This is a genomic window from Pseudoalteromonas sp. S16_S37 (assembly GCF_014694405.1).
Classification (GTDB): Bacteria; Pseudomonadota; Gammaproteobacteria; order Enterobacterales; family Alteromonadaceae; genus Pseudoalteromonas.
Genome location: NZ_JAAUWV010000033.1, coordinates 1 through 17,959, shown reverse-complemented (window position 1 = coordinate 17,959; position 17,959 = coordinate 1). Strand labels below are relative to the sequence as shown.

Annotated in this window: 17 protein-coding genes; 12 read left to right on the top strand and 5 right to left on the bottom strand. The window is 44.0% G+C overall.

Features of this window, described 5'->3' with window-relative positions; genetic code table 11:
• Nucleotides 1-409 precede the first annotated feature (409 nt).
• Nucleotides 410-721, top strand: a complete 312-nt coding sequence (locus tag HC733_RS14230; protein WP_115425836.1) for a helix-turn-helix domain-containing protein — start codon at nucleotides 410-412, stop codon at nucleotides 719-721.
• Entirely contained in the window at nucleotides 714-1,928 is a 1,215-nt protein-coding gene (locus HC733_RS14225; protein ID WP_190365693.1) for a type II toxin-antitoxin system HipA family toxin, read from the top strand. Before HC733_RS14230 ends, HC733_RS14225 begins: the two co-directional genes overlap by 8 nt.
• Before the next feature lie 9 nt (nucleotides 1,929-1,937).
• On the opposite strand, the gene HC733_RS14220 is transcribed toward HC733_RS14225, so the two are convergent.
• Both HC733_RS14220 and HC733_RS14215 read right to left on the bottom strand, forming a co-directional pair.
• Nucleotides 1,938-3,194 (bottom strand): tyrosine-type recombinase/integrase, encoded by a 1,257-nt coding sequence (locus tag HC733_RS14220; protein WP_190365692.1) that lies wholly within the window; start codon nucleotides 3,192-3,194, stop codon nucleotides 1,938-1,940.
• A 374-nt stretch (nucleotides 3,195-3,568) separates the two neighbouring features.
• Entirely contained in the window at nucleotides 3,569-4,429 is an 861-nt protein-coding gene (locus tag HC733_RS14215) for a YicC/YloC family endoribonuclease (protein WP_190365691.1), read from the bottom strand.
• A gap of 183 nt (nucleotides 4,430-4,612) precedes the next feature.
• Here HC733_RS14215 and rph point away from each other — a divergent pair, with 183 nt between their 5' ends.
• The 7 genes from rph to trmB all read left to right on the top strand — a co-directional run bounded on the left by rph (nucleotide 4,613) and on the right by trmB (nucleotide 10,641).
• Nucleotides 4,613-5,326, top strand: a complete 714-nt coding sequence (rph, locus tag HC733_RS14210) for a ribonuclease PH (protein WP_190365690.1) — start codon at nucleotides 4,613-4,615, stop codon at nucleotides 5,324-5,326.
• A 31-nt stretch (nucleotides 5,327-5,357) separates the two neighbouring features.
• Nucleotides 5,358-6,002 (top strand): orotate phosphoribosyltransferase, encoded by a 645-nt coding sequence (gene pyrE / locus HC733_RS14205; RefSeq protein WP_190365689.1) that lies wholly within the window; start codon nucleotides 5,358-5,360, stop codon nucleotides 6,000-6,002.
• Nucleotides 6,003-6,258: 256 nt separating this feature from the next.
• Entirely contained in the window at nucleotides 6,259-7,629 is a 1,371-nt protein-coding gene (gene mpl, locus HC733_RS14200) for a UDP-N-acetylmuramate:L-alanyl-gamma-D-glutamyl-meso-diaminopimelate ligase (RefSeq protein WP_190365688.1), read from the top strand.
• Nucleotides 7,630-7,657: 28 nt separating this feature from the next.
• Nucleotides 7,658-8,281 carry a UbiX family flavin prenyltransferase gene (locus tag HC733_RS14195; RefSeq protein ID WP_190365687.1) on the top strand — a complete coding sequence of 208 codons (624 nt, stop codon included), beginning with the start codon at nucleotides 7,658-7,660 and terminating at the stop codon, nucleotides 8,279-8,281.
• A gap of 1 nt (nucleotide 8,282) precedes the next feature.
• Complete coding sequence (locus HC733_RS14190; RefSeq protein WP_190365686.1) at nucleotides 8,283-9,203, top strand: ABC transporter ATP-binding protein; 921 nt, start codon at nucleotides 8,283-8,285, stop codon at nucleotides 9,201-9,203.
• Complete coding sequence (locus tag HC733_RS14185; RefSeq protein ID WP_190365685.1) at nucleotides 9,200-9,973, top strand: ABC transporter permease; 774 nt, start codon at nucleotides 9,200-9,202, stop codon at nucleotides 9,971-9,973. The genes HC733_RS14190 and HC733_RS14185 overlap by 4 nt, the downstream gene beginning before the upstream one ends.
• Nucleotides 9,973-10,641, top strand: a complete 669-nt coding sequence (gene trmB / locus HC733_RS14180; RefSeq protein WP_190365684.1) for a tRNA (guanine(46)-N(7))-methyltransferase TrmB — start codon at nucleotides 9,973-9,975, stop codon at nucleotides 10,639-10,641. Before HC733_RS14185 ends, trmB begins: the two co-directional genes overlap by 1 nt.
• On the opposite strand, the gene HC733_RS14175 is transcribed toward trmB, so the two are convergent.
• Nucleotides 10,609-12,465, bottom strand: coding sequence for a bifunctional diguanylate cyclase/phosphodiesterase (locus tag HC733_RS14175; protein ID WP_238937556.1), 1,857 nt, complete (start codon nucleotides 12,463-12,465; stop codon nucleotides 10,609-10,611). The genes trmB and HC733_RS14175 overlap by 33 nt on opposite strands.
• Nucleotides 12,466-12,891: 426 nt before the next feature.
• Here HC733_RS14175 and panP point away from each other — a divergent pair, with 426 nt between their 5' ends.
• The gene (gene panP, locus HC733_RS14170; protein ID WP_190365682.1) at nucleotides 12,892-14,520 is read left to right on the top strand and encodes a pyridoxal-dependent aspartate 1-decarboxylase PanP; all 1,629 of its coding nucleotides are present in this window, start codon (nucleotides 12,892-12,894) and stop codon (nucleotides 14,518-14,520) included.
• A 132-nt stretch (nucleotides 14,521-14,652) separates the two neighbouring features.
• A complete protein-coding gene (locus HC733_RS14165; RefSeq protein WP_190365681.1) occupies nucleotides 14,653-15,693 on the top strand; it encodes a sensor domain-containing diguanylate cyclase in 1,041 nt (346 codons plus the stop codon).
• Here HC733_RS14165 and HC733_RS23540 read toward each other — a convergent pair.
• Complete coding sequence (locus HC733_RS23540; protein ID WP_190365680.1) at nucleotides 15,690-16,493, bottom strand: helix-turn-helix domain-containing protein; 804 nt, start codon at nucleotides 16,491-16,493, stop codon at nucleotides 15,690-15,692. The two genes, HC733_RS14165 and HC733_RS23540, sit on opposite strands and share 4 nt — an antisense overlap.
• Nucleotides 16,494-16,582: 89 nt before the next feature.
• Between HC733_RS23540 and HC733_RS14155 the strand changes: the two genes are divergently transcribed.
• On the top strand, nucleotides 16,583-16,954 hold the full coding sequence (locus tag HC733_RS14155; RefSeq protein ID WP_190365679.1) for a DUF3224 domain-containing protein: 372 nt from the start codon (nucleotides 16,583-16,585) through the stop codon (nucleotides 16,952-16,954).
• A 55-nt stretch (nucleotides 16,955-17,009) separates the two neighbouring features.
• On the opposite strand, the gene HC733_RS14150 is transcribed toward HC733_RS14155, so the two are convergent.
• A complete protein-coding gene (locus tag HC733_RS14150) occupies nucleotides 17,010-17,810 on the bottom strand; it encodes an alpha/beta hydrolase (protein ID WP_238937555.1) in 801 nt (266 codons plus the stop codon).
• Between the last annotated feature and the right edge of the window lie 149 nt (nucleotides 17,811-17,959).

The following is a 17,959-nucleotide window of genomic DNA, read 5'->3' as shown; positions in this document are numbered from 1 at the left end:
AACAGTAAATGGGCTAATTTCCCTGTTTGGCGTTTCGATCCAAAAGCCAAACGGATAGTGGTTTTGGCGTATGGGGGTAAAGGCATGGGGAAGTGTGTGGCGGCTGTTGAAACTCATGAATGGAAAATGACGCATAGAGGGGGATTGCATCAGCTGTTCAAAGTAAGTAATTGGGTTGGTTGATTTAGCTTAAAGCTGGGTGTGGTATTTTGTAAGCGAACTGTTCTAATTAATGCCCCATTGTCCAATTTGCCCACAGTAAATGAGAGTAGATGTTACTTTTATCTATAATTACATATCAAATATAGGCTTTTGATGTGTAATAACTAATCATTCTTGTGGTATTCGAATTAGGATGATATGTTTTTGTATATGATTATTGTTAATTGATGTATTAAGGTATATCGAAATGAGCTATGTAACAGAGCAGATTCTAGAAAGTCTTCGAGAAGCTCGGGTACGCAAGGGGTTTAGCCAAAGAGAGTTAAGCGCACGGTCGGGTGTACCGCAAAGCCATATTTCGAAAATCGAGTCTGGCGGTGTTGATTTAAGAATATCCAGTTTAATTGCACTTGCCCGTGTACTCGACCTAGAGCTATTGGTTGCGCCTAAAAAGTCCATTCCTGCCATCAAGTCAATCATTCGAAGCAGCCAAGGGATTAGCGATGAAGGTGAGGCAATGTCGCCCGCATATCAGTTAGAGGAAGACGACGATGACTAATCATGTTTCTACGCTCAACGTGTTGCTCTACGGGGAACCTATCGCAACGATCACTAACGTGGGCAATGACAGAACGCTTTTTGCCTTTATGGATTCGTACATTTATGATGAATCACGGCCCGTGTTAGGGCTGGGCTTTAAAGATTCGCTAGGTGGCTTGCTGACTAACTTTAAACCGACCCAAACCAAGTTAACTCCGTTTTTCTCTAACCTTTTGCCAGAAGAAACCATGCGTCATTACCTGGCAGAGCGTGCCGGAGTGAACCCCGCACGAGAATTTTTTCTATTGTGGGTGTTAGGACAAGATTTAGCAGGTGCGATCACGGTTGAACCTGCTGATGGCGAAGCGCTGCCGCCTAATGTGCATCAAGACATTGACGATGAAACGAAAATAGATGTTCCAATGCGTTTTTCATTAGCGGGTGTACAGTTGAAGTTTTCAGCCGTACAACAGGCAAACGGTGGTTTGACTATTCCTGCAACCGGTCAAGGTGGCTCTTGGATTGTAAAATTGCCATCGTCTCGCTTTGACGCTGTGCCAGAAAATGAATATTCGATGATGGAACTGGCTCGAATGTTGGGAATGGATGTGCCAGAAACGCAGCTACTCCCGATTAACCAGATTGCTAATATCCCAGATGGTATTGGTAAATTTGGTGACAGTGCGTTTGTGATCAAGCGCTTTGATCGTGCAGGTGATCAAGCCGTACATATTGAAGATTTTGCGCAAGTGTTTGGCGTCTATCCTCAAGATAAATACAAAAAAGCCAGTATGCGCAATATTGCTCAGGTTATCGGCATCGAAGGTCAAGACAAAGACATCGCAGAATTTACGCGTCGATTGGTGTTCAATACCCTAATTGGCAATGCGGATATGCATCTGAAGAATTGGTCTGTGATTTACAAAGACAAGCGCACAGCATCGATTGCGCCTGCTTATGATTTTGTCTCAACCATTCCTTATATCCCCGATGATAGTGCGTCGCTGAAGGTGAGCCGAAGCAAAAAATTCAGTGATTTCACGCTGGATGAATTATCACACCTAGCGGCTAAAGCCATGCTGCCAGAAAAATTGGTATTAGATACTGCCAAGCAAACCGTGGCAGGCTTTCATGAAATCTGGGCGAAAGAAAAAGCGCATTTACCACTTACCAAGTCGATGATTGAAGCAATCGAAACACATTTGCGAAGCATACCGCTACGCTAAAATTGCATGTTAACGCCCTCGTGTGTGGTGCTGTGAAGCGGGTTCAAAGTTCACCAGCGGTTCGATCACATCAGCTACGGTTTGATGTGCAATACGGCGCTCTTCAAAGTAATCGTGGCGGTCATATATGCCCTCAACACCCTTTGGCTTATGGTTAAGACAGCGTTCGGCCACGTTGCCTGCAATGCCTAAAGAGGCGGCAAGGCTGCGAAAGGTGCGGCGTAAATCGTGTACGGTGAAGTGTTCGAGTTTACCCATTTTATTGGGTGGCTGTTTTTTGCGCCCAGGCTCGCGACCAAAGAGTTTAGATATGGCACGGTTGAGTGTATCTGGCCCCATATGTGGGCGATGGCTTGCTCGTCTGGCTGGGAAAACATAAGGCGAGCCACAAGCGCGGATTTGCAACTCGTTAAACCAAGCAATGGCTTGGCGTGGTAAGGGAATGCTGATTGGGACGCCGGTTTTGCTGCGTTCTTTGGGTAGATCCCATACGCCTGTGGTTAAATCCATTTCACGCCACATGGCTTCGCACAGTTCGCTTTTGCGTACACCCAACACCAAAAACAGGCAGCAAGCGAGGTAGTTGTCGCGGCCAAAGCTATTGATATGGGTATGAAACACGCTAAAGGCGTAGTGAATTTCCTCTTTGCTGAGCATTCTGTCTTTACTGGACTCCACGCCACCGGCATCGTCCACGGTAAATGCTGCGGCTGGGTTGTTCAGCGTTAAGTCTAGCTTTATCGCATGCCGAAACAGCTGCTTCATATACATCAAGGTGTCGTTGGCAATGGTAGGGCGGTTACTTTCTCGAATGCGCTCTAATACTTCGCGTACATGTGTGGGGCGCACAGCTTGGATAGGAAGTTGACCAATCACTGGTGCAATTTCTTTGGTAAAAACACGTTTGGGTATATTGGGGTGCTTTAATCGGCGACTTAAGTCTTTGGCATACCAGTCTTGAAACAGCTGACTGACATTTTGAATCTCAGGGATGGTTTCAATAGCACGGATTGCTAATGGGTCTTCACCTTGCTGAAGTTGTAGCTGCATTTTAGACGATTCAAGTCGAGCCTCTGCTAAGGTCATACTTGGATATTGACCGAGCGTGGCTTCTCGTCGTCCGTTTAGGCTGGTATACCTTAGCATCCAATACGGCATGCCAGATTTTCTTACGCAAAAATATAGGCCATTACCATCACTGTATTTTTTATTTGCTGCTGCGGTGCGAGCATAAGACTGCACCTGAGTTGCGGTTAGTTTTGCCATTGTTTGTTACTCTATATTCCTAAGAAATCGTTAAAATTTGCTCACCATTGCCCACCACTGTTTGTTTATCGATTGGTTCGATAGTTGAGTGATTGAACAACCTGCAAGCAGCACGATAAGTGGAGATGGCATAAGGCGGTGGTGAGATAGATGCAAAAATCTGCTCACCAGATACCTTGACTTTTTGTTTATTGAGTCAAAAAAACAGGGCTTGCCCACCATTTTACCCACCACTTAAACAGCAACTGGTAACGGACATCTGCAAACCGATTTGGACGGGGAAAATAAAAAAGCCCTGTATTTACAAGGCTCTTTACAAGGCTCTTTACAAGGTAATACAGGGCTTTTAAGACATTCTTGGACGGGCAAAAAAACTATTCGATGTTCTGGATCTGCTCTCTCATTTGCTCTATCAATACCTTTAACTCTACCGCTGCGGTGGTGATCTCGGTGTTGATTGATTTAGAGGCGAGGGTGTTCGACTCGCGGTTGAACTCTTGCATCATAAAGTCTAAACGACGGCCGCAGGCGCCGCCTTTTTTCAAGATTTTGTGAGTTTCTTTTACGTGCGACTTTAAGCGGTCTAGCTCTTCGGCTACATCTTGCTTTTGCGCAAGGTAGATTAGCTCTTGCTCTAGGCGGTTTTCGTCAATTTCTGCTTTTAGCTCTTCTAGTTTGGCGGTGAGTTTTTCGCGCTGCCACTTGTTCACTTCTGGCATATGGCCTTCAACAATGGCCACTTGCTCTAAAATTGAATCAAGGCGTGTGGTGATCATGGTTTCGAGGTTTTCACCTTCGCTAGCGCGTGCGGCTTTAAAGTCTTCAACCAGTTCATCAAAGCCTTTTAAAAGCTCACCGTTAACTGTGTCTAGGTCAACTTCTTGTGCTTCCATTACACTTGGCCAACGTAAAATATCAACTGGGTTGATATCGCCTTGGCTGTGCTGTTGCACCCACTTGGCACTTTTAATTAATTGCTCTGCCAGTGTTTCGTTAATAGATAGCTCACCGACATGGGCAGGGTTGGCTGTAAACTTTAAATACACTTCAACCTTGCCACGCTGTAAGTGCTTGCGTAGGCGCTCACGTACAACAGGCTCCATGGCACGGAATTGCTCAGGTGCGCGGATAAAGATTTCAAGGTAACGCTGGTTAACCGAGCGAATTTCCCAAACCCCAGTGCCCCAATCACCTTTTACTTCTCGGCGTGCGTAGGCGGTCATACTATGGATCATGTAAAGTTCCTAATCTATTAACAAAATTTCAGGCGCCATTATAGCTTATAAAGCGCGCAAGGCGACAGCCCAATTATTTATCAAATTTACAACGTGATACCACAACTATTTATTGCTTAACGCATGGCATCGTATCGGTTGAGCCATTATAATAGGCAAAACTTTGACTTTAGGGGAACGTGGATGCGTCCAAGCGAAAGAACAGCAAACCAAATTAGACCTGTAACATTTACTCGTAACTACACAATGCATGCCGAAGGCTCGGTATTAGTGGAGTTTGGTAACACCAAAGTACTGTGTACTGCCACTGTTGAAGCGGGTGTACCGCGTTTTATGAAAGGTCAAGGTAAAGGCTGGATCACCGCTGAGTATGGCATGTTACCGCGTTCTACCCACACTCGTAACAACCGCGAAGCTGCAAAAGGTAAGCAAGGCGGTCGTACCATGGAAATTCAGCGTTTGATCGCGCGCGCACTTCGTGCAGCGGTTGATTTAAAAGCGCTTGGCGAAAACACTATTACAATCGATTGTGATGTACTGCAAGCAGACGGTGGTACACGTACAGCCTCTATCAGTGGTGCGTGTGTGGCATTGGTTGATGCACTTACCCACATGCGCGCAAAAGGGATGATCAACACCAACCCGCTTAAGTTTATGATTGCTGCAATTTCAGTGGGTGTATACAACGGTGAGGCCATCACTGACCTTGAATACTTGGAAGACTCAGAAGCCGAAACCGACATGAACGTGATCATGACCGAGACGGGTAAATTGATTGAAGTACAAGGCACCGCCGAGGGCGAACCGTTCTCGTTTGATGAGTTAGACGAGCTACTAGAGCTTGCTAAGCATTCGATTCGAGAAATCATTGATTTACAAAAAAAAGCACTTGCATAAGTTCGCTCAGTAACAGTTTAGTAGGTAAGACATGAAAGCATATCAAAAAGAGTTTATTGAATTTGCCCTTGAGAAGCAGGTGCTTAAGTTTGGTGAGTTTACTTTAAAGTCGGGCCGTACTAGCCCTTACTTTTTCAATGCAGGCTTGTTTAATACTGGTCGTGACTTAGCGCGTTTAGGTCGTTTTTATGCGGCGGCTTTAGAAGATGCTGGTATTGAGTACGATGTTTTGTTTGGTCCGGCATACAAAGGTATTCCAATCGCCACAACAACCGCGGTTGCACTTGCTGATCACTACAACAAAGATGTGCCTTATTGCTTTAACCGTAAAGAGAAAAAGCAACACGGCGAAGGCGGCTCATTAGTGGGCTCTGCGCTTGAAGGCCGCATTATGCTGGTTGATGATGTAATAACAGCGGGTACTGCAATTCGCGAGTCAATGGAGATCATTGCTGCAGCGGGTGCAGACCTATCTGGGGTGTTAATCGCCCTTGACCGTCAAGAAAAAGGCAAAGCTGAGCTTTCAGCGATTCAAGAAGTTGAGCGCGATTTTAATACCAAAGTGGTTTCAATCGTGAAACTTGCTGATTTAATTACTTACCTTGAAGAGCAAGGTAGCATGGGCGAACACCTAGCAGCGGTAAAAGCGTACCGCGATCAATACGGTGTTGCTTAAGCCACACGTTATTAAGTGATAAAAGATGCCAGTCAGCGACTGGCATTTTTTTTATCTAATCGGTACTTATAGCAACTTGCAATAACACTTGGTTAAGCACATTGGTATCATAAATTGTTCAGCATGGCTGGGTATTATTGCGCACAGCGCTAAGCGCACTGCACACAGCTGTTATGATTGGTCTATTGCGCTTAAATTTGGCATAGTAGGCATCGCGCCAACCGCGGTATAACACTTAATAAGGCACATTATTTTCATGGCAAGTCAGGATAAAAAACAAACTCATATTCATATTTTAGGTATTTGCGGCACCTTTATGGGGGGGATTGCCGCTATCGCTCAGTCTTTGGGTTACCGAGTAACCGGCTCTGATCAAAATGTGTATCCGCCAATGAGCACACAGTTAGAATCTTTAGGGATTGAGCTTACCTCTGGATATGATCCAAAGCAGTTAGATCCCGCGCCTGATATGGTGATCATCGGCAATGCTATGAGTCGTGGTAATTCTTGCGTTGAATATGTGCTTGAAAAGGGCTTGCCTTACACCTCGGGGCCAGAGTGGTTAAAACATAATCTACTGCAAAAATCATGGGTGCTGGCGGTGGCGGGTACGCATGGTAAAACTACCACGGCGAGTATGCTGGCATGGTTATTAGAGTATGCGGGCTTGCGCCCAGGGTTTTTAATTGGTGGCATAGTACAAAACTTTGGGGTGTCTGCTCGCGTGAGCGATACACCGTTTTTTGTCATTGAAGCAGACGAGTACGACACGGCGTTTTTTGATAAACGCAGTAAGTTTGTACATTACTTACCGCGCACTCTTATTATGAATAATTTAGAGTTTGATCACGCGGATATTTTTAAAGACTTGGATGCCATTCAAACTCAGTTCAATCACTTGTTACGTACCTTACCAAGTCAAGGTAAAGCAATTTATCCAGCCGACGATACGGCATTGCTTGAGGTTGTTAAACGTGGCTTTTGGAGCCTGCAAGAAACCTTAAACGGTGATTGGACGTATAAGTTACTTAAGCGCGATGGCTCACAATTTGAAGTGTACTTAGGCGGTCAACTTGAAGGCGTTGTGACTTGGTCAGCGATTGGCGAACACAACGTAAAAAATGCCGTTATGGCGATTGCTGCGGCGCGTCATGTGGGTATTCCTGTCTCTGTTAGTATTGATGCATTACGCGAATTTAAATCGCCAAAGCGTCGTATGGAATTACTCGGTGAAGCAAATGGAGTGCATGTGTATGACGATTTTGCCCATCACCCCACAGCCATTAAAACCACCCTTGCGGGCTTAAAAGCCAAAATAGGCGATGAACCAGTGATTGCCATTTTAGAGCCTCGCTCAAACACCATGAAAATGGGTGTGCATCAACATACACTGCTGGCATCACTCAGTGAAGCTGATGAAGTGTATTTGTTTGAACCACAAGGGCTTGATTGGTCATTAAAAGAGCAAGCAAGCAAAGCGGGCAGACAGTGCTTTGATAGCACCGATGAGATCATTGCAACGGTATGTGCAAAAGCGCAACCAGGGCAACATATTCTGATCATGAGCAATGGCGGTTTTGAAGGATTACACCAAAAATTGTTGAGCGCGCTTAAGGCTAACGCATAAATATTGAACTTAATTCAAAGGCAAACGTGTGAACAACTTTAAACCAGCAATTACTTTGGCATTCAGTGGCGCATCTGGCGCGCCATATGGATTGCGTCTTTTAGAGGTTTTGGTAGCGATGAACTACCAAGTGTTTGTGTTGATCTCAAGCGCTGCAAGAGTCGTGCTTGATACCGAATCAAACATTAAGCTCTCAGGTAATGAGCAAAAAGCCACGGCGCAACTCAGTGAGCTGTTTAATGCGCAGCCCGAGCAAATCCAAGTATTCGGTAAAGATAATTGGTTTAGCCCAGTCGCGTCGGGCTCTGCTGCCCCTAAAAAAATGGTGGTATGTCCATGTAGTGCAGGCAGCGTATCGGCCATAGCCACAGGCGCCTCTGATAACCTGCTTGAGCGTGCAGCAGATGTGGTGATCAAAGAGCGTGGGCAACTTATTTTAGTACCCAGAGAAACCCCGTTTAGCTCGATTCACCTTGAGAACATGCTCAAACTGAGCCAGCTTGGTGTCACCATTATGCCAGCGGCACCGGGGTTTTATCATCAGCCTCAATCAATTGAAGATTTGGTCGACTTTATGGTGGCCAGAATTTTAGATCATTTACATATCGAACATACCCTAACTAAGCGTTGGGGTTATGGAGAACAACACTAACATGACGATTGCATTGAATATTCAAGGCTTAAAAAAAGTCTACAAAAACGGTGTTGAAGCCGTAAAAGGAATTGACCTGCAAGTAGAGCAGGGTGATTTTTTTGCATTACTTGGCCCAAACGGTGCGGGTAAATCAACGACTATCGGCGTTATTGCCTCTTTGGTAAACAAAACCGAGGGTAAAGTAGAGGTGTTTGGTCATAGCATAGATACCGCGCTTGAAGATGCTAAATCTGAGCTTGGCCTTGTGCCACAAGAGTTTAACTTTGGTCAGTTTGAAACCTTAAATCAGATTTTAGTGAATCAAGCAGGGTACTACGGTGTACCCAGAGCTCTGGCCCATGAGCGCGCCGAAAAATACCTTAAACAGCTTGGTTTGTTTGATAAAAAAGACAAACAAGCGCGCACTCTATCGGGCGGTATGAAGCGTCGTTTGATGATTGCCCGAGCTTTAATGCATGAGCCTAAACTACTGATCCTTGATGAGCCAACTGCTGGAGTCGATATTGAACTGCGCCGCTCAATGTGGGACTTTTTGCGCGAAATAAACAAACAAGGCGTGACCATTATTTTAACCACGCACTACCTTGAAGAAGCCGAGTTGTTGTGTAAAAACATCGCGATTATCGACAAGGGCATTATCGTAGAGAACACCACGATTAAGGCGTTGCTTGCGAAACTGGATAAAGAAACCTTTGTGCTGGACCTTAAAGCACCAATTCAGCCTGTGAACCTGCAAGGCTATCAATTTAAGATGGTTGATGACCATACGCTTGAGGTAGAAGTGGCTAAATCTCAGGGGCTTAATGAGGTATTTACGCAACTCACCACGCAAGGCAATACGGTGCTGAGTATGCGTAACAAAGCCAATCGTTTAGAGGAGCTATTTGTGGGACTATTAGAGCAGGGACGTGCATCATGAGTTTAGGTCGTTACAGCGTTGCGCTAAAAAGTATTTGGATTAAAGAGTGTATTCGCTTTTTGCGTATTTGGGTGCAAACCCTAGTACCACCTGCGATTACCATGACTTTGTATTTTGTGATTTTTGGCAGCTTAATAGGCTCTCGTATTGGTGATATGGGCGGTTTTAGCTACATGGAATTTATTGTTCCAGGTCTTATCATGATGTCAGTGATCACCAACTCATTTTCGAATGTTGCATCTAGCTTTTATTCCACCAAGTTCCAAAAAAGCATTGAAGAGCTGCTGGTAGCGCCTGTTCCAAACTATATCATTGTACTGGGTTACATGGGCGGTGGCATGGCGCGAGGAATTTGCGTCGGTTTTATTGTGAGTCTAGTATCGTTGTTTTTTGTCGACATACAAATCCATAATTTAGGGGTGATCATTGCCACGGTGATTTTAACTTCTGCTGTTTTTTCTTTAGGCGGCTTGATCAACGCGTTATTTGCTAACAGCTTTGACGATATCAGCATTATTCCAACCTTTGTGTTAACGCCACTGACCTATTTAGGCGGGGTGTTTTATTCAATCACATTATTACCAGAGTTTTGGCAAGGTGTGTCGCAAGTAAACCCGATTATTTATATGGTCAATGCCTTTAGATACGGCTTTTTAGGTGTGTCGGATGTCAACATTTACGTGGCATTTGCGGTATTATTGGCGTTTATTTCTGGATTATTTATCTTGGCGTTGAGTTTAATACGCCGAGGAGTAGGGTTACGTCACTGATGAGTGAAGCAAATTCAAGAAGCATAGTATCAAATCAACCGAGCTTGCACGACAAGCTCGACGACATCGTAAATAAGCATCTATCGGCCGAGTTTAAAAAGCCAATTGCACAGCACACACAACGCGCTTTTGACGAAGTGAATGAACGTGTACAGGCGTTTGCAGGGCCAATTATTTTAGACTCCTGTTGCGGAGTGGGTGAAAGCACCGCTAATTTAGCAAAGCAGCATCCTGATGCGTTGGTGATCGGAATTGATAAGTCATCTCACCGATTAGATAAACACGATGTGGAATATAAACAAACAGAGTCGGGGCAGTATTTGTTAGTACAGGCAGACTTAAATGATTTTTGGCGTTTAGCGGTAGAGGCAAACTGGCGTCCAACACATCATTATTTGTTTTATCCAAACCCGTGGCCTAAGGCAAAACATGTTCAGCGTCGCTGGCACGGTGCGGCTGTATTTCCTTATATTGTTAAACTAGGTGGGCGTCTTGAAGTGCGCAGTAACTGGGATATCTACGTAAAAGAGTTTGCTCGCGCTTTACAATTGGCAGGTCATCCAACCCCAGTTGAGCCGTACCATAGTGATACGGCCATTACACCATTTGAGCGTAAATACTGGGCCAGTGGTCAATCAAGCACGCGCTTGGTTGCTCAGTTGTCTTAACTTAGTGCATAAATGAGGGGCTGCGGTGGCAATATGGCGGCCCTCGACTAAGTCAACGCCCGCTTTAGAAAGTTGGTTATATTGCTCTTCAGACTCCACACCTGCCACTAGCAACATTATGTCTTTGTCGTGGCATAATTTTGCAATATGTTTAATAAAGTCAAAAACTTGCTCATCGTCGGCAATGTGGGTGGTGTTACTTTCATCAAGTAAAATCATATCAATATTTAACTTCATCACGCGGCTAACGGTTAATAGCCCACTGCTTACTGCATTGATCAATACCTTAACACCTTTGCTTTTGAGTACATTAATACACACAGCCATAGCATTAAAATGCTCTAGTACGTCTTTTTCATCCAGTTCAAAGGTGATCAAACGCGGCTGCGGGTAGCGCCTGAGTTCTTGATCAATAAAATCCAGTAATTGTGGATCTGTGGCATCGTGATAACTGAGTTTTATGCTCCACGCCGTACCTGATTTTCTAAAACGATCAATACACTGGGTTAAAATATTGCGCGTTAATTGACTTTGTAAGCGTGATTGACGCACCACTTCGCTAAAGCTTTCAGTTTTTAAGATAGCGCCTTGCTCGGTCACTATTCGAGCACTACATCCATGCTGTACCACCTGTTGAGTTTTTGGGTCTACTCTGGGTGTAAAGTAGGTCGCTACTCGGTTATCGGCAAATGCATCTTGCAAAATATTGGCAATGGCTAAGTGATTTTTTTGCTTTAAACGCGCATCTTGGCTGTCGACACTAAACATGCATATCGACTGATTCCCTTGCTTAGCTTGGCGGCATGCAATAGAGGCATTCTCTAGCAATAAAGATTTATTACCCGTGGCAATGCCCGCATGTAATTGGATATACAAATGCGGCTTAGTTAAAACTGGGCTCGATTTAGGAAAGTCAGCAATAATACGGCTTAAGTAGGCTTCGCCATCTTTGATATCACTCATAATAACCAACTTAGAAGTAGCTAGTCGGTATACGCGATGTGGTGAAGTAATAGGTTTAAAGTACTCCATCACCTTTTTTAATACTCTGTCGCCTACGTGGGTGCCGTAAAAGCTAATGATGTCTTCTAATTCATCAATTGAGATGATTGCCAAGCTGAGGTGTTGGCTTTGTTTTTTACTTAAGTCTTGTTCAAGCGCCACTCGATTAGCAAAACCAGTGCGAGGATCGGTACTCATCGATCTTCTATACAGTGCGATATAAAATATTGCGACCAATACTGCGATAAAAAAGAAAAAAGACGCCGTTAAGGTGGCTTTTGCCACGCTTTCTTGTAGCAGTGTATCCACTTGACTAATGGTCATATCAGCCCCTGCAATGTAGGCCGTACCATTACTCGATATATAAGGTACAAAAATGCTTTTAAAGTGCCCCCATTTATCTCTTGAGACTTCAAAAACAGGCTCGGTGGATTGAAAGGCAGTTTTATTTATTGTTGTGGCTTCTTTATAGTGATCGAGAAACTGAGTTAATTTGTTGTGCTTAATATCCGCTTTGGTATAGCTTGATGCCGTAAAGTGCACATGTGGCGGTTGGTATACCATGGTATAAACGTACTCGACATCTATGGCTTTTGCCAAAGCGGTAAGTTGTACACTTTTGTGTTGGAATTCTTCGGGGGTAATGGCATTTAAGCGATCATGATAGTCATCACCAACCAGTAGCTGAGTGCTTTTAGCTGCTCGCAAAAGTTGTTCATCAATCTCAGCCATGATCGCTGTGCGAGTCGATTGATATGTATAAACCACATATCCCGCGAGGCTCGAAATAAATAATGAAAACCCTATTAGCGACCAAGTCATTGCCGACGTCCTTCGGTACATAACTATCCTTTTAATTAATCTGTTCCCAAATTTTAAACTTTGTCCAAAATGATTGCAAAACATGTAAATTGAGTATGCCCATCTAGTCTAGTCAGCTTTTTACCATTTGGATAGACCTTATAACGGTGTGTTATTGCAGTTTTATGTAGCTGTTTTAGCTTGCACTCGTAGCTGTTTTAATAAAAATTGATGATGTTTTGGAGATTTAATCGCGGCTTTGCGATGGGTAAATTTCAGAGAATTGTCTTGGCTCAAACATTAAAATGTCATAACTAACTTGGTCATATCGTGATTTTTCGACTTACAATAGGAGACATTGTGGCTTACTTGCAGTAAAGTTAGCCATTTCAAAATAACAAGCGTATGAACGGTAAGTAGGCTGTTCATAATTAACTGGGTAATGTAATGGGTCCAAAGCGTTGTGCTGTCGCTTCTGAAGAAAGTTTGATGCGTATTTTTACGGTGCCAGAAGCGCCTGACTCGACTCTAAGTAAGATAGAGTCAGAGATCTCAAGTAACTTAGCAGGTTTTTTAAACGAGAACATTGCAGCGATAGAAAAGCCCTTACACGAGATTGAGAAGGACTTTCAGTCTGCAGTGATCCCAGAAGAACCTATGTTTGTGTCTGATTATGCACAAGATATTATGGAGCAGTTGGTTGCACACTCAGTGCATACTGCCGCCCCGAGTTTTATCGGTCATATGACATCGGCATTGCCGCATTTTGTATTACCATTGTCTAAGTTGATGGTAGGGCTAAATCAAAACCTCGTAAAAATCGAAACATCGAAAGCATTCACACCACTTGAAAGACAAGTACTGGGTATGATGCACCACTTAGCTTATGGTGCTTCTGATAAGTTTTATGATAAGTGGATGCACAGTGCTAGCACGTCTTTGGGCGCATTTTGCTCAGGCGGAACGGTTGCCAACATTACTGCTTTGTGGATTGCGCGTAACCGTTTATTAAAGGCCGATGGTCAGTTTAAAGGTATTGCCGCGCAAGGTATGGTTGCTGCCATGCTGCATTATGGCTACAAGGGATTGGCAGTGTTAGTGTCTGAACGGGGACATTACTCACTAGGCAAGGCGGCTGATGTGCTCGGTCTTGGTCGAGACAACTTTATAGCCATTGAAACCGATGCTAATAATAAAGTGAATGTGCAAAAAATGCGTGAAAAAGCACAAGGACTTGAAGCGCAGGGGATCAAGGTTATGGCCTTAGTGGGGGTTGCTGGTACAACCGAAACTGGCAATATTGACCCATTAGAGCAAATGGCTGATCTCAGTGAAGAGCTGGGCTGTCATTTTCATGTTGATGCGGCTTGGGGCGGAGCAACCTTGTTATCTGGTAACAACCGTCACTTACTTGATGGTATCGAGCGTGCTGACTCTATCACCATTGATGCCCATAAACAGATGTACGTGCCGATGGGAGCGGGCTTGGTGTTATTTAAAGACCCTGCTGCATCGGATGCCATTGAGCACCATGCCGAATACATTTTACGTAAAGGTTCAAAAGACTTAGGTAGCCATACGCTTGAAGGTAGTCGCCCAGGCATGGCGATGCTTGTGCATGCATGTTTGCGTGTTATTGGTCGCAAAGGCTATGAAATGCTTATTGATAAAGGCATAGAAAAGGCCAAGTATTTTGCCAGCTTAATAGAGCAAGACCCTGATTTTGAGCTTATTTCACAGCCTGAACTGTGTTTGCTCACGTACCGTTACGTACCGCAACAAATACGTAAAGCCATAGAAAACGCCAACGAGCAAGAGCGCATTGATATTTATGCGGCTTTGAACCGCTTTACCGCAAGTATGCAAAAACGTCAGCGTGAGGCTGGTATTTCGTTTGTATCACGTACGCGCTTAACACCGCTGCAATATGATCATCAACCAACAGTGGTATTTCGTGTTGTGCTGGCTAACCCTTTAACCTCACACAGTATTTTGCAAAGTATTTTGGATGAGCAAAAGGCATTGGCTAAAACCGATCCTATATTCAAAAAGTATTTATCGAAGTATATGAAATAATAATAACGGTACTATTTTTTAAAATATTTGTGTATAAAATATTACCCACTTGTTCCTTCTTTTAGGTATTATTATGAGCAAGTGGGTATGGCTTACAGGCACCAATGTTTTATTCCAAAATAGTGGCTTATTATGTTTATTGACCTCAGTGAAGTAACTCAACGCTTAAGACGAATGAGTTCTGAAGAGTTAGATGTATCTGGCAGTTACCAAAATTTTTTGCAAGATCTGATCAACGAGGGTAAAAAAACCCTTGCTGTAGAGCATGTGTCTGTTTGGTTATTCGATGATATCACCGCGCCCAAAAAACTTATCAATGTAGCCAGCACCCAATGGCAAAACGACCTAAGTGCAGATGAATACCCCCAGTTGCTCTGTGAAGAGTTTCCTAACTATTTCAAAGCAATAGCCAGTGGTATTTCTATAGATGCTCACAACGCTGCGAGCGATCCCCGTACCAGCGAATTTAAAGACGGTTATCTCGATGTGCATAATATTACCACCATGCTTGATACGGTCATTTTTAAAAATGGCATTCCACATGGCGTGGTGTGTTTTGAAGGCACAGGTGAGCAACGATCTTGGCAAAGTGCCGAAATTGCTTATGCAGAAATGATGGCCGATTGCTGTAGTCGTCGATTACTGGTTAATGATCTTTGGTCTTTGCAAAAACAACTCACTAAAATGGCGTTTCAAGATGCGCTAACGGGGTTAAAAAACCGCCGTTACTTGATGGACTACGCACACCGTGAGATCAGCCGACATATCCGATTGGGCCAGCAGCTGAGTGTGGTTATGCTGGATATCGACCATTTTAAGCAGATTAACGATAGTTATGGTCATGAAATAGGGGATATTGTTTTAAAAGCATTTTCACAGCAATGTGTACAAGCCTTGAGAACTGAAGATTGCTTATGCCGCTTAGGTGGCGAAGAGTTTATTGTTTTACTGCCTAACACCTCGGTAGAGGGCGCGGTAGAAGTTGCAGAGCGATTACGGAAAAACGTTGAAAAGAACATAATTGAAAGTGGTACTCATCATATTCAAGTAACGGTAAGTTGTGGGGTGGGTGAGGTTAATTTAGCAAAACCATTTAGTCAGTCATTAAAAGAAGCCGATCACGCAGTGTACGACGCCAAAGCAAAAGGCAGAAATTGCGTGGTGGTGTACTAACGTTTGTGGCTGAAACGTGCGGGTGTTGCCCCCGTAAAGTGCTTAAAGTCTTTAATAAAGTGTGCTTGGTCGCTATAGCCTAACCATATGGTCACCTCTGCAAGTGACTTATCGCTTAAATCTAACAATGCCAGCGCTTGATGCATACGGTATTTTCTGATCAGCCATTTGGGGCTTAAGCCAAGTTGCTCTTTAAAGTATCTTTGTATTGTACGCATTGGCATGTTGGCACTTTGCGATAGCTGCTCAACCTGCGTAAGTTCAGGGTTATTTTTTATCATCGCAACCAGCTGCTGTACTTTCAGTTGCGGTTGTTTCGGCGCGATACAAAACGGTTTTAACGCCTCTCTTAGGGCTTTTATGATACGGTTATCATCATCGGCACGCATAAGCTGGTTGGTTAGCTGCGCTGCAAAAGTAAACTTTTCCTGCGCTAAAATACGTGTGTCTACAAACTGGCTAGGCACAATATCGTGTGCTGGTAAACTTGCGGCAAGCGCAAACTTTACGCCAATAACCCGACCGGCTCCACGCATGGTGTATTGATAAGATTTACTCACGGGGCCCAGTAACGACAGCGTATTTTTATCTAAAACAAGATGAAAGTTGGGGTCGGGCAGGTTGCGCTGAACATGTATCTCCCCCGTTGGTAATGCCCAATCAACAATCCAAAATTGCTCAACCAGATAAGCTAACTCGTCGGTGGGCACATAGCGCCTTAGCTCATAAAATTGTTGGCTTTGAGTATGATGCATCACCCCAGTGATGTTGGCTTTGTTAACTACAATAGGCTGTTGCACAATAGCGTCTGCTGGCGTGTTTTTACAATACTCTAAGCGAAGAGGGTGATAATGTTAAGGTTAATTAATAAAACAAATTTTGAGGCGTTATGACATTAACAGGCACCCTACAAATACAGCAATGGCAAGAAACACCCGATACAGATTTTGCAGAGCAAGCAAAGTTAAAAACTGCGTTGGTAAAGCAAAGTTACAGTGGCGATATTCAAGGTCAGAGCACGCTTAAATATCAATTAAAATACAACAGTACGAGCGATGCGCATTTTACTGGTTTTGAAATGCTAGAGGGCAGCATTAACGGCACGCCTTATCTACTCACTTTAATGCACACGGGGCAGTTTGTGGCTGGCGTTGCCAGTAGCCAGTTTACAGTGATAGCCAGTGAGCCCAACGATTGGCTAAATGCACAAGGTGAGTTTAGCTCAACTGAAGACGGGCAAGCGCAGTATCGCTTAGGCTAATCGGGTAACAACTTAGCTGAAGTTAATCCCTTCAGCTAAGCGTATTATGCGTATTTTAGAGGTTGTTACCTTGCTGATACTGGTGCAGTGCTCTTAGCGCATTATACAAACCCGCAGCCATGGTAAAATCATGGCCTTCATCATTGAATGTATCTAACTGAACAACTAAATCGGTAGAGCGATTTCTTAAAATTGTTTGTGATAAATCATCGTACACCTGGCGCATCTCGCCGCCTTCGCTGCCAATATTCATATATAAAAAGTTGCCTACTTTCTTGTTTGAGTGCATGTATTGCTTCGTCGCGTTGGCGGTTTCTCTTGCTGCCCACCAAACAGCAGGGCTAAACGCTAAATGGCCTTGAAAAAGGCTAGGGCGCGCGTGAAAGCTGTGTATCACCAATAAGCCCGCAATAGAGTGGCCTGCGATCACATTGTGTGGCTTGGTTCGGTAGTTTTTATTGATGGTAGGCATCAGCTCAGACTGAATAAAATCGAGTAGCTTATCGGCCCCGCCTCCAGCGCCAACAGGTCCTCTAGGGTCTTTGTTGACGGTAGGCGCAAAGTCGTTGAGCCTGTCATGGCTTTCGATCCCCACGATAATATGCTCGTTAGCGCCGTTTGAACTATGCAGCCTTTGCAGCATGCCAAACACTGACTCGTCATTGAGCTTGGCATCTAGCAGGTATAAAACTGGGTAATGCTTTGACTTATCTTGTTTGTAAGAAGCGGGGAGGGCAATGGTTACTTCAGGAGTCACGCTCATAAACTGTGAGTGTGGCAAGTCAACATTTGAGAAGTTTGCACCATGGCTAGCAAAGGCAATTAAAGCAAATAGCATTACAAGCAGCGTTTTCAAAATATGCGTTCCTTATTGTTATTATTTTTTTACATAGTCGATTCTGAAAAACTCGGTTTTTCAAAAAACTGAGGTTGTTCAATTTGGATTGCTATCTTTAGATTCGGTTAACCATCTAACGTTATTGTTGTTGATTTTCACGTGCCAAT

Excerpts from the sequence above, each read along its gene's own strand:
- HC733_RS14230 (WP_115425836.1), top strand. The coding sequence starts at position 410 with ATGAGCTATGTAACAGAGCAGATTCTAGAAAGTCTTCGAGAAGCTCGG.
- HC733_RS14225 (WP_190365693.1), top strand. The coding sequence starts at position 714 with ATGACTAATCATGTTTCTACGCTCAACGTGTTGCTCTACGGGGAACCT.
- HC733_RS14220 (WP_190365692.1), bottom strand. The coding sequence starts at position 3,194 with ATGGCAAAACTAACCGCAACTCAGGTGCAGTCTTATGCTCGCACCGCA.
- HC733_RS14215 (WP_190365691.1), bottom strand. The coding sequence starts at position 4,429 with ATGATCCATAGTATGACCGCCTACGCACGCCGAGAAGTAAAAGGTGAT.
- rph (WP_190365690.1), top strand. The coding sequence starts at position 4,613 with ATGCGTCCAAGCGAAAGAACAGCAAACCAAATTAGACCTGTAACATTT.
- pyrE (WP_190365689.1), top strand. The coding sequence starts at position 5,358 with ATGAAAGCATATCAAAAAGAGTTTATTGAATTTGCCCTTGAGAAGCAG.
- mpl (WP_190365688.1), top strand. The coding sequence starts at position 6,259 with ATGGCAAGTCAGGATAAAAAACAAACTCATATTCATATTTTAGGTATT.
- HC733_RS14190 (WP_190365686.1), top strand. The coding sequence starts at position 8,283 with ATGACGATTGCATTGAATATTCAAGGCTTAAAAAAAGTCTACAAAAAC.
- HC733_RS14185 (WP_190365685.1), top strand. The coding sequence starts at position 9,200 with ATGAGTTTAGGTCGTTACAGCGTTGCGCTAAAAAGTATTTGGATTAAA.
- trmB (WP_190365684.1), top strand. The coding sequence starts at position 9,973 with ATGAGTGAAGCAAATTCAAGAAGCATAGTATCAAATCAACCGAGCTTG.
- HC733_RS14175 (WP_238937556.1), bottom strand. The coding sequence starts at position 12,465 with ATGACTTGGTCGCTAATAGGGTTTTCATTATTTATTTCGAGCCTCGCG.
- panP (WP_190365682.1), top strand. The coding sequence starts at position 12,892 with ATGGGTCCAAAGCGTTGTGCTGTCGCTTCTGAAGAAAGTTTGATGCGT.
- HC733_RS14165 (WP_190365681.1), top strand. The coding sequence starts at position 14,653 with ATGTTTATTGACCTCAGTGAAGTAACTCAACGCTTAAGACGAATGAGT.
- HC733_RS14155 (WP_190365679.1), top strand. The coding sequence starts at position 16,583 with ATGACATTAACAGGCACCCTACAAATACAGCAATGGCAAGAAACACCC.